General features: G+C 66.2%; 9 protein-coding genes and 1 tRNA gene. 2 read left to right on the plus strand and 8 right to left on the minus strand.

From position 1 onward, the window contains the following. Window positions 1–147 precede the first annotated feature (147 nt). From DZC52_RS06585 to prmC, 5 genes are all read right to left on the minus strand, one after another. Complete coding sequence (locus DZC52_RS06585; RefSeq protein WP_116650338.1) at window positions 148–795, minus strand: TIGR04282 family arsenosugar biosynthesis glycosyltransferase; 648 nt, start codon at window positions 793–795, stop codon at window positions 148–150. Further along, window positions 792–1,466, minus strand: a complete 675-nt coding sequence (locus tag DZC52_RS06590; RefSeq protein ID WP_116650339.1) for a glycosyltransferase family protein — start codon at window positions 1,464–1,466, stop codon at window positions 792–794. Before DZC52_RS06590 ends, DZC52_RS06585 begins: the two co-directional genes overlap by 4 nt. A 5-nt stretch (window positions 1,467–1,471) precedes the next feature. Beyond that, window positions 1,472–1,879, minus strand: a complete 408-nt coding sequence (rnk, locus tag DZC52_RS06595; RefSeq protein WP_116650346.1) for a nucleoside diphosphate kinase regulator — start codon at window positions 1,877–1,879, stop codon at window positions 1,472–1,474. 110 nt (window positions 1,880–1,989) lie between these two features. Further along, window positions 1,990–4,134: an FAD-dependent oxidoreductase gene (locus tag DZC52_RS06600; protein WP_116650340.1), complete on the minus strand. Its 2,145-nt coding sequence runs from the start codon at window positions 4,132–4,134 to the stop codon at window positions 1,990–1,992. 70 nt (window positions 4,135–4,204) lie between these two features. Then, on the minus strand, window positions 4,205–5,071 hold the full coding sequence (gene prmC, locus DZC52_RS06605) for a peptide chain release factor N(5)-glutamine methyltransferase (RefSeq protein ID WP_116650341.1): 867 nt from the start codon (window positions 5,069–5,071) through the stop codon (window positions 4,205–4,207). 175 nt (window positions 5,072–5,246) lie between these two features. Here prmC and DZC52_RS06610 point away from each other — a divergent pair, with 175 nt between their 5' ends. After that, a complete protein-coding gene (locus DZC52_RS06610; RefSeq protein ID WP_181918817.1) occupies window positions 5,247–8,240 on the plus strand; it encodes a ligand-binding sensor domain-containing protein in 2,994 nt (997 codons plus the stop codon). 148 nt (window positions 8,241–8,388) lie between these two features. Here the strand turns inward: DZC52_RS06610 and DZC52_RS06615 are convergent. After that, window positions 8,389–8,464 (minus strand) — tRNA-Phe (locus tag DZC52_RS06615). Window positions 8,465–8,608: 144 nt separating this feature from the next. Between DZC52_RS06615 and DZC52_RS06620 the strand changes: the two genes are divergently transcribed. Continuing rightward, window positions 8,609–9,067 (plus strand): DUF6491 family protein, encoded by a 459-nt coding sequence (locus DZC52_RS06620; RefSeq protein WP_116650343.1) that lies wholly within the window; start codon window positions 8,609–8,611, stop codon window positions 9,065–9,067. Here DZC52_RS06620 and DZC52_RS06625 read toward each other — a convergent pair. After that, complete coding sequence (locus DZC52_RS06625; RefSeq protein WP_116650344.1) at window positions 9,046–9,321, minus strand: oxidative damage protection protein; 276 nt, start codon at window positions 9,319–9,321, stop codon at window positions 9,046–9,048. The genes DZC52_RS06620 and DZC52_RS06625 overlap by 22 nt on opposite strands. A 49-nt stretch (window positions 9,322–9,370) precedes the next feature. Then, entirely contained in the window at window positions 9,371–10,405 is a 1,035-nt protein-coding gene (mutY, locus tag DZC52_RS06630) for an A/G-specific adenine glycosylase (RefSeq protein ID WP_116650345.1), read from the minus strand. Window positions 10,406–10,480 lie beyond the last annotated feature (75 nt).

A 10,480-nucleotide genomic window follows, 5' to 3' on the forward strand; every position in this document is an offset into this window, starting at 1 on the left:
TGGCGTCATCGGCTGGGAGGTCCCGGCTCGGGGCCGGGACGACGGGCTGAGCCCGTCGATTCGGGGCCTTCCACCAGTTGGCGTCATCGGTCGGGAGGTCCCGGCTCGGGGGGCGGGACGACGCTTTGCGTCGGTTCGGGCTTGCGATCATTTCAGTTGGGCCATCAAGTCGCGTTGGCGGGGCAGGGGATGGGGCAGTGCAGCCAGTTCTCCGGCCACCCGCGCCATATCTTCTGCCGTGTCGAGATCGGTGAGCGTCGGAAGTTCCAGCCATGCACTGTCGTCTCCCATGGACTCGCGAAATGCCCGCAGCGTGTCAGGGTGGCTGTAAGGGACTCGTGTCCAGCGGAGAAGGTCGGGCACGTGGTTGGCGCCGAAGGTCCAGAAGCCGCCGTCGGTCGCCGGGCCGAGGGCGCTCGAAGCCCGGTCTCGCTGCAACCATTCTGCCGCTCTGCGAATGTCCGACGGGTCGACCTGCGGCGCGTCGGCACCGAGCAGCAGGCCGCTGCCGTGGCGCTGCACGAGATGGTCCAGGACGCGGTGCATGCGCTCCCCCAGCCCGCCGCTTCCTTGTTGGAGCCGGGGCAGGTCGGACCATCGTCCGTCGATTCGGTCGATCGGCTCGGCCGTTGCCCAGTAGACGGTGCCGATCTCGGCCGCCCTGGCCGCTTCGGCCACGGCCGCGGCGCACTGCTCGTAGAGTGCGACGGCCCGCTCAGCGCCCATCGTGGCGGCCAGCCGGGTCTTGACCGCCGAGAGGCCGGGGGTCTTGACGAAGATGGCGATGGCGGTCACGGCGATTCGGCCTTTACGCGGTCGCGCGCGTTTCGGATCAGGCGCCGTGCCGCGCGCTGGTGCCGCCAGCTGGTGCGCAGCCAGCCGCTCTCGCCGTAGCGACGGGCGCTCGTGGCCACGGTCAGCCCCATGGGGCGAATCGGCACGCCGGTCTCGCGGGCCCGCACGACGAGGTCCAGGTCTTCGCCGCGCTGGAGATCTTCGCGGAATCGGCCCAGGGCGTTCAGCCTCTCCGCCTCGATGCACAGGCCCTGGTCGCCGTAGGGCAGGCGGAACAGGCGCGAGCGCAGGTTGGCGCCCAGTGCGTTGAGTCGCGTGAACGCCGGGCCGTCGGTCAGAAAACGCAATCGGCCGTAGCCGATGGCACCGGGGTTGGCGCGCACGAAGGCCAGGGCACGCCCGAATGCATCCGGCCCGATCCGGCTGTCTGCGTGCAGGAACCATAGCCAGCGGGCGCCGGAAGCTTCGGCACCCCTGTTGAGCTGGCGGCCGCGACCGGGCGGGCCGGCGAGCACGATCGAGTCGCGCGGCAAGTCGTGCCCGTGCGCCGAGGCTGTGCTGAGGATCAGTTCGCAGTCGTCAGGGCGCTCGTCGAGCCTGTCCCGAAGGACGCGATCCAGCCGGTCTCCCGGCCCGAGCGGCACGACGATGCTGAGCGCGACACCCCCCATCGACTTCAGCGGTGCAGCTCGCCCTCGCGCTCGGGCTGAAAGACGAGCTGTTCGACGCGCACATGCATGGTGCCGCCGCCGGGGCGCGGCCAGTCGATGCCCTTGCCTTCCTGCATGCCCAGCAGGGCGCTGCCGACCGGCGCCAGCACAGAAATCTGCTGGTCCGAATCGCTCAGCTTGGCGGGATAGACCAGGGTCTTGGTGTACTCGTGTCCGTCGACGGAGAATCGCACCGTCGAATTCATGGACACGATATCGGGCGGCATGGCGGCCGGTTCGGAAAGGCTGCCTCGGCCCAGTTCGGCCTCGAGCTCGCTCATTCCGGGAAAAGCGTTGGCCGGCAGGTCGTCGAGCAGGTGCTCGAGTCGGTGGAGGTCCATCGAAGAGATGGTGATGGGTGGTCTGGTGGTCATGTTCTCATCCTCGAACATCCAAATGCACAAAAGGCCGGCACCGTCACCGAGACGGCCGCCGGCCCTGCCTTTATCAGTGCAGTTTACCCCTTTCCGGCCCGGAATTGCCGCTATCGCCGCCGCCAGCGGAAAAAGCGCTCGGCCCATCTCAGTGCGGCTTCGGGTTGGTGTGCCTTCTTCCATTCGCCGGCGACGAACTTGTTGGCCTCGCAGAAAGTCGGGTAGACGTGGATCGTGCCCAGCAGTTTGTTCAGGCCCAGGCCGTGCTTCATCGCGAGCACGAACTCGGGCAGCATCTCGCCGGCGTGGGCGCCGACGATGGTAGCGCCCAGGATGCGGTCCTTGCCCGGCTCGGTGAGCACCTTGACGTAGCCGTAGTCGGCGCTGTCGGCGATGGCGCGGTCGAGATCGTCCAGGCCGTAGGTGGTGACCTCGTAGTCGATCTCCTGCATTCCGGCTTCTTCTTCGCTCAGGCCCACCCGCGCGACTTCCGGGTCGGTGAAGGTCACCCAGGGGATGACGCGGTAATCCGTCTTGAACGACCAAAGCGGGCTGATCAGCGCGTTGGCCGCCGCGGACCAGGCCTGGTGGGAAGCCACGTGCGTGAACTGGTAGGGGCCGGCGGCATCGCCGCAGACGTAGATGTTGGGGAAGTTCGTGCGCTGGAAGCCGTCGACATCGATCCGACCGGCTTCGTCGAGGCGAACGCCCAGCTCTTCGAGACCGTAGCCGGCCGTACGTGTCTTGCGGCCGAGCGCCACGAGCAGGTGGCTGAAGTCGAACGACACTTCCCGGCCCTGGTGTTCGCAGACCAGGCGGCCGCCATTTTCGGTGCGTTCCACGCGCAGGGCCTTATGGGCCGTGGCCACGCTGACGCCGTCTTCTTCCAGGTGATTGGCCAGCAGCTCCCCGGCCTGCGCGTCTTCGCGCGGCAGCAGACGCTGCGCCATTTCCACCACCGTGACCTTCGAGCCCAGGCGGGCGAAGGCCTGCGTGAGTTCGGCGCCGATCGGACCGCCACCGAGCACGACCAGGCGCTCGGGCAGCTGCTCGAGGTCCCAGAGCGTGTCGCTGGTGAGGTAGCCGATTTCGTCCAGGCCGTCGATGGGCGGGACCAGCGGCTCGGCGCCGGTGGCGAGAACGATCGAGCGGGCGCTGATTCGGTGTCCACCGGCTTCGACCTCCCAGGGTGAGACGAGTTTTGCCTCGGCCTGGACGACATCGACGCCCATCTCCTCGTAGCGTTCGGGCGAGTCGTGCGGCTCGATCTTCCGGATGACCTCGCGCACCCGGGCCATTACCTCACCGAAGTCGAGTTCGGTGTCCATTCTGCGCACGCCGTAGCGCCTGCTGTGTCGGGCCTCGGCCATGGCGCGCGCGGTACGGATCAACGCCTTGGACGGTACGCAGCCGGTGTTGAGACAGTCGCCGCCCATCCGGTTCTTCTCGATCAGGGCGACCTTCGCCTTGACCGTGGCGCCGATGTAGGCCGACACCAGGCCCGCGGAGCCGGCGCCGATCACGATCAGGTTGTAGTCGAATCGCTTCGGCTTCGAAAAGCCGGCGTAGACCTTGCGCGCCTGCAGGATGCGCAGCACCCAGCGCAGGATGAGCGGCAGCAGCCCGAGCAGGACGAAGGCGCCGATCAGGCCCGGCGAGAGCACGTCCCCGACGGAGTCGACCTGCGCCAGTTGCGTGCCGGCATTCACGTAGACCACCGTGGCCGGCAGCATGCCGAGTTGGCTGACCCAATAGTAGGTCCAGGTGCGGATCGGGGTGAGCGCCATGACCAGGTTGATCACCCAGAAGGGAAATACGGGAACCAGCCGCAGGGCCAGCAGGTAGAAGGCCCCGTCCTTTTCGACGCCGGCGTTGATCTTCTCCAGCCGCTTGCGAAACTTGCGTTGAATGGCGTCGCGGAACAGGAAGCGCGCTGCCAGGAACACCAGGGTGGCGCCGATGGTGCTGGCGAAGGACACGGCCAGGGTTCCGGCGACCACGCCGAAGAGTGCGCCGCCGGCCAGGGTGAGCACGGCTGCGCCGGGCACCGACAGGGCGGCCATGACGATGTAGATGCCCATGTAGACGGCGAGGGCCAGCAGCAGGTGGTCCCGGGTCCAGGCGAGCAGGGCGTCGCGCTGCTCGCGAAGCGTGGCCAGGTTCAGGTATTGCTGCAGGTCGAAAACGAAGAACGCCGCCAGGGCGAGAACGAATACCGCGGCAACGGTCAGTCGCAGAACCAGTCTGGAGTTCATGGGCTTCGAACGGCTCGGAAAGACAGGGTTCGAGCATAACCCCTGTGACGTCGACGCTGGATAGGTGCTTCTACGGGGCAGGATCCGGCTTCTTGCCCAGGGTGACTCGCTCTATTCCGGCCAGGTCGCGACGAGAAGACACGCTGGAGAATCCGGCCGCTTCGAAGAGGGCGCGCACGGCGGTCGCCTGGTCGTAGCCGTGTTCGATCAGGAGCCAGCCGCCCGTTTCGAGCTGATCGAGACTTGCCGGCACCAGCCGTCGGATCACCTCGAAGCCGTCCGGCCCGGCAGCCAGCGCCTCGATCGGCTCGAATCGAAGGTCGCCGTGCCGCAGGTGCGGGTCGTCCTCCGCGATGTAGGGCGGGTTGGAAACGATCAACTCGAAACGTCGCTCGGCCACCGGCGCCAGCAGGTCGCCGGGCAACAGTTCCACGCGCTGGAGCCCCAGTCGATCGCGGTTGGCGGCGGCCGCGGTCAGCGCTTCGACCGAGCGGTCGATGCCCGTGATCCGCCAGCCGGGGCGCTCGGCCGCGAGCGTGAGCGCGATGCAGCCCGAACCCATGCCGACGTCGCAAACGCGGGCATTGTCGGGCAGCTCCAGGGAGAGGGCGACATCGACCAGCAACTCGGTCTCGGGGCGGGGGATCAGGACGTGTTCGTTGACGCCGAAATCCCGGCCGTAGAATTCGCGCAGGCCGCAGATCTGGGCGATCGGGCGTCCGTCCAGGCGCTGGGCAATCAGCTCGTCGAGACGGGTCAGTGTGCCGTTGTCGATGGGGTCGCCGTCGTGGGCGTAGAGCCAGCTGCGTTCGCGCCCCAGGGCGTGGCAGGCCAGCAGGTCGGCCTCGAGACGGTCGCCGAGGAGACGGCGTGCCCGTGAGAGCGCCTGGCGAAGGGACTTCGGGGAGTTGTCGTCCTTGTTTGTAGTCGATTGCATCAGAGAGCCTGACTTGCTTCGTGACGGAGCGCTCAAAGGTTGCCGGCGCGGGCTTGTGAAGGCCGTATGACCGCGGCATGATACCGCCATGGCCCGTCGGCCCGGTCGTATTTGCGGTTTTTCACCCGGATTCCGGAATGAACCGGACACGATGCCGATGGGCGAAAGGGGAATGATGACCGATCCAGCGAGTCAAGTTCGAGTCGTGGGCATCGCCTTGCTGGCGTTGCTGTCGATCGTGTGCGTCTCCCCAGCCGTAGCTGCGCAACTCAACCTGCGTCACTACGACACGCGCGACGGCATTCCACAGATACAGGTCAGCGGCGTCCACCAGGACGCCAGGGGCTATCTCTGGGTCGGCACCTACGGCGGGCTGGCCCGCTACAACGGCAACCGGTTCAGCGTCTTTCGCGGCGAGAGCGGCCTTTCAACCAGCTACATCACCGTCGTGGACTCCTCACCCGACGGGACGGTATGGGTCGGAACCGCGAGAGGCGTGTGCTGGCAGGCCGGCCAGGGATTTCGATGCGCCAATCCCCCGGGAACCGACCAGCTCATGGTCAACGATCTCCTGGTCGGAGGCAGCGAAGTCTGGGTGGCCGCTGACGAAGGCATCTTCCGCTTCGCCGACGGTGTACTCGAACCGAGCGAGTCCTGGCCTGCAGCCGCGGACTCCGGCGCCGTTCACTCCCTGGCCTTCGATGATCAGGGCCGCGTCTGGGTGGCGGCACAGTCGGGTCTGTTCCGGCTGTCGTCGAATGGGCCTGTCGAGCTGGACCTTCCGTCGGAGTATCCGGCCGTCTACGACCTGGAGTCCCACGACGGGCAAATCTGGGTGGGAACGGGCGGGCAACTCTTTGCGCTGGAACCTGAGAGCGGCGCGGTCGCCGAACACGAGATACCGCTGCCCGAGAATACGCGCATCAACGATATCGAATTCGATCGCGAGGGCAGGTTGTGGTTGGCGACGCCTGAAGGCCTCGTTCGCGGCCTTCCGGGTCAACTCGAAAGGCTTACGACCGGGGAAGGCCTGCCGAACAATCGAATGCTTGGTGTCACGCAGGATCGTGAGGGGCTCGTCTGGGTGGCGACCGACCAGGGCCTGGTGAAGATCCTGCCCGGCCCCTTCGAGGGATATTCGGCCGACAGCGGCCTGCTGGCCTCGTTCGTGCGAACCATCAACGAGGATGATCGTGAGCGGTTGTGGCTGGGAACCCGCGAAGGCTTGCAGATCGTTCCGCGGGTCGATGGTCGCTGGGACTTCGAGGCATCCTCCACGATCCTGCGCGAGGACGGCCTGCCCGACAACCGGGTCTACAGTATCGCCTTCGGCGCGCCGGGGACGGCCTGGATCGCCACCGCGCAGGGCGTGGTCCGCTGGCAGCGGGGACGCGGCGTGACCGAGTTGATCGATCGCTCCAGCGGCCTGCCCGAACAGGAAGTGCACGCCGTGTTCATCGATCGTCGGGGTCGCCTCTGGATCGGCAGCACACAGGGCATCCGATACCGCGAAGGCGGCGAACTGAGGGCGCCCGACCACCCGGTGCTGGCCGGCGCCTTTGCCCTGCGCATTCGCGAGGATGACGCGGGCAGGTTGTGGTTTTCCACGTTGCGCGACGGACTGCTGGTGCTGGCCCCCGATGGAACACTGGAGCAGTATCGGGGCGAGGAAGGGCTGACCGACGAAATGCTCTGGGACCTGGCGCCTTCGGCCGACGGTTCGATGTGGGTGGGCAGCAACGGTGACGGTATCTTCCGTGTCTGGCCCGACGGGCGCATCGAGCAGTTCACGAGCGACGACGGGCTGGCCGACAATTCGGTCTGGCAGGTGCTCGAGGACGACGAGGGGCGGGTCTGGGCGTACACCAATCGCGGCCTGTCGCGCATGAGCGGTGGCGAGTTCGTCAACTACACCGAGCGAGACGGGCTGCTGCACCTGGAAGGCGGAGCCACCGGTGCGTTCCAGAGCAGCGACGGCCTGCTCTGGTTCGCCTCCGCCGACGGTTTGATGCGCTACGAGGCCGAGCGGGAGTACCGCAACACCTTGCCGCCGCCGGTCGTGATCGAGTCGGCCCGGCTCGATCGTGAAGCCGTGGCGCCGGGAGAGCGGCTTCCCTTCCGTTCCGGCAGCCTGGCTTTCCGGTTCGCCGGGCTGAGCTTCCAGGACGAAGCCGCCGTGAGATTCAGGTATCGCCTGGTCGGCGCCACGAATCGCTGGTCGGAGCCGACCGACAATCACCAGGTCACCTATGCCAACCTCGGTCACGGCGACTACGTTTTCGAAGTCAAGGCGGCCAATCCCGACGGGGTGTGGACCAGGGAACCCGCGCGTTTTCCGTTCCGGGTCGCTACTCCCTTTTGGGTCACGCCGTGGTTTCTGGCGATCGCTTTGCTGGCCTTGTTGGTTCTGGTCTGGTCGGGAGTGCATCTTCGCCTGCGCCGCATCGAGGCGACACGCAGGCGTTTGCAGCGCATCGTCAAGCAGCGAACAGCCGAGCTCAGCGAGGCCAATAGTCGCTTGCGGCGCACCGCGCGCACCGACCCGCTCACCGGTTTGCCCAACCGGCGCTATCTCTTCGATCGCATTGGCGAGGATGTCGCACGAAGTCGCCGCGCTCACTACAACGGCGCGGCTTCCAATGCGGACATTGCATTCATGATGATCGATCTCGACGACTTCAAGCGGATCAACGACGAGTACGGTCACGATGCCGGCGACAGCGTGCTGTTGTCGTTCAGCAAAGTCTTGTCGAGCCGCCTGCGTGAAAGCGACTACATGATTCGCTGGGGCGGTGAGGAGTTCATGGTCGTGGCTTGCGAGGCCGAAGCGGCAGATGCCCACCAGATAGCCGAGCGGCTGCTGCAAGCGGTTCGCGATGCCCGATTCTCGGTCGGGCAGGGCGCCGAGTCCATTGCGGTGACCTGTTCGGCGGGAATCGCCTGCTACCCATTCGGCGAGCCGATCGACGCGCTTGACTGGGAGCGGGTGGTCAAGCTCGCCGATGTGGCGGTCTACCAGGCCAAGGCCGAGGGCCGCGATTGCTGGGTCCAGCTCGCGCCCGGAGAGCGCTTTGAAGCGGCCGACGGCGAGGCCTTCGTGCAATCGGTCAAGGCCGATGCCGAGGCGCTGATCGAGCGCGGCATGCTTCGCTGCCTGCGAGGACGTTGATGAAGGGGTGAGGGTGTAAGGATGGTGGCCGGGGACGGAACCGAAGGTCGCTGACCTTGCGTCAGCCATCTAACCGCCCGGCGAAGCCGGAGTTGGCGGTTCGGTGGAAAGCGCCGGATTGAAAGCGAAACGGGTGCAGTTGGGAAGGTGGTGGCCGGGGACGGAATCGAACCGCCGACACGGGGATTTTCAATCCCCTGCTCTACCAACTGAGCTACCCGGCCTTGCCGTTTCTGGCTGCTCCCGGCCCGTGGCCGGGAAGCCGCACATTAAACCTTTTTCGGGCTCCGAAGTCAACCGCAATCGAGGGGCACTTTTCGACTTTCCCGGCGTCCATAGGAAGAGCACTCAACCGAGGAGGCAAAACCATGCGCAAGTTCATGCTGTTTCTCCTGCCGCTATTCATCGCCGCCTGCGCCGCTTCGGGCGAGCAGCGCGACAAGTTCGATGAAATGGCCGTCTACGACCGCCACGCTGGCGCCACTCAGAGTTGGGTTCGCTACACCAGCATCCGCAACTGGTACGCCGTCGGCATCCATTCGGTGGTCTTCGAAATGGACCGCAACCGGCACTACCTGGTGGAGTTGATCGGCCCCTGCGACCTCGACCTCGACAGCGCCATCGCGATGCGGCTCGTCAACACCAGGCGCAACGTGCTGAGCGAGTTCGACCGGGTGGTCGTCGGCGGCCAGCAGTGCCAGATCCAGTCGATCCGCAGGCTCGATCTCGAGGCGGTGCAGGCCGAACTCGAAGACAAGGACCGGTCGCTGCCGGACGGGCAGGGCAGCCTTGAAACCGAAACGGATCAGTCCTCGGGCGGAACGTAACCCTCCGCCTCGTCGACTTCACCGCCGAATAGAAACGCCTCGGCCTGCTCCTCGAGATACTTGCGATGCTCGGGGTCGATCGGGCTGAGGCGTTTTTCGTTGATCAGCATTGTCTGGTGCTGCAGCCACTTCTGCCAGGCTTCCCTGGAAATGTTGTCGTAGATGCGCTGCCCCAACTCGCCGGGAAGCGGCGGGCGCGGCAGGCCTTCGGCCTCGCGTTCGAGGTAATGGCAGTGGACCGTTCGTTCGCTCATCGCGGCAATTCCTCCGAAACTGTGTGCATGATAACCAGGCCGGGTCGGCTCAGTCCGACCGAAGTCGCTCCACGACTCGACGGACGGGCTGGGGAAGTCCGCTCTGCAGGGCTTTCTGGGCGCTGAGCCAGCGCCGGTCCTGGCGATCGGTCACGACCGAGCCGGATTCGACGCGGATTCGCTCGAAACGGATGTCGAGGGTGAAGTGGGTGAACTGGTGGCGAACGGGTGCCGGCGAGGCGACGGCTTCGCCGCGCGGCAGACATTCGAATTCATCGCGTTCGGGCAGCGACCAGAGGCCGCCCCAGATGCCGGCCGGCGGGCGCCGCTGCAGCAGTATCTGGCCTAGCTCGTTTTCGAGGATGAGCAGGGTCGCGTCACGTCTCGGCCGTACCCGCCGTGGCTTCGACCCGGGCAGCTCGTCGATGCGATCGGTCCGCCGGGCCATGCAGTCCTGCGCCACGGGGCAGTCGCCGCAGTCCGGGTTTCGCGGCGTGCAAACGGTCGCGCCCAGGTCCATGATCGCCTGCGTGTAGTCCCGTGCACGTTCGTCGGGTGTGCGGAGTTCGGCTTCGGCCCACAGCTTCCTCAGCACGGCGGCTCGGCCCGGCCAGCCCTCGATACCGGCGTGCCGTGCGAGCACGCGCTTGACGTTTCCGTCGAGGATGGGTGCGCGCCGGTCGTGCGCCTGGGCGACGATGGCGTTGGCGGTCGAAAGCCCGATGCCGGGCAGGGCTTCCAGCGCGTCGGCTTCGTCCGGCAGCTCGCCCGCGTTTTCTTCCAGGCAGAGCACGGCCGCCGCGTGAAGATTTCTTGCCCGCGCGTAGTAGCCCAGACCGGACCAGTTCGCGAGGACATCGTCAATCGGCGCACGACCCAGCGATTCGAGATCCGGGAAGGCCGTCGTGAAGCGCTCGAAATACGGGATGACCGTGCCGACCTGCGTTTGCTGAAGCATGATTTCGGCGATCCAGACGCGATAGGGCGTGCGGTTTTCCTGCCACGGGAGGTCGTGGCGGCCGTTGCGCTCCCACCAATCGAGTAGTCGGTCGGCGAACGAGTTTGTTGGTCGGGGTGGGGGCACGTTTCTGTCTTGGGTTTCAGGTTTCAGGTTTCAGGTTTCAGGTTTCAGGTTTCAGGTTTCAGGTTTCAGGTTTCA

The organism is Wenzhouxiangella sediminis (genome assembly GCF_003410055.1).
GTDB classification, from domain to species: domain Bacteria; phylum Pseudomonadota; class Gammaproteobacteria; order Xanthomonadales; family Wenzhouxiangellaceae; genus Wenzhouxiangella; species Wenzhouxiangella sediminis.

Bases quoted from the DNA above. Each gene is read 5' to 3' on its own strand.
- DZC52_RS06620 (WP_116650343.1), top strand. From the start codon at position 8,609: ATGCGCAAGTTCATGCTGTTTCTCCTGCCGCTATTCATCGCCGCCTGC.
- DZC52_RS06610 (WP_181918817.1), top strand. From the start codon at position 5,247: ATGACCGATCCAGCGAGTCAAGTTCGAGTCGTGGGCATCGCCTTGCTG.
- DZC52_RS06625 (WP_116650344.1), bottom strand. From the start codon at position 9,321: ATGAGCGAACGAACGGTCCACTGCCATTACCTCGAACGCGAGGCCGAA.
- DZC52_RS06600 (WP_116650340.1), bottom strand. From the start codon at position 4,134: ATGAACTCCAGACTGGTTCTGCGACTGACCGTTGCCGCGGTATTCGTT.
- DZC52_RS06590 (WP_116650339.1), bottom strand. From the start codon at position 1,466: ATGGGGGGTGTCGCGCTCAGCATCGTCGTGCCGCTCGGGCCGGGAGAC.
- prmC (WP_116650341.1), bottom strand. From the start codon at position 5,071: ATGCAATCGACTACAAACAAGGACGACAACTCCCCGAAGTCCCTTCGC.
- rnk (WP_116650346.1), bottom strand. From the start codon at position 1,879: ATGACCACCAGACCACCCATCACCATCTCTTCGATGGACCTCCACCGA.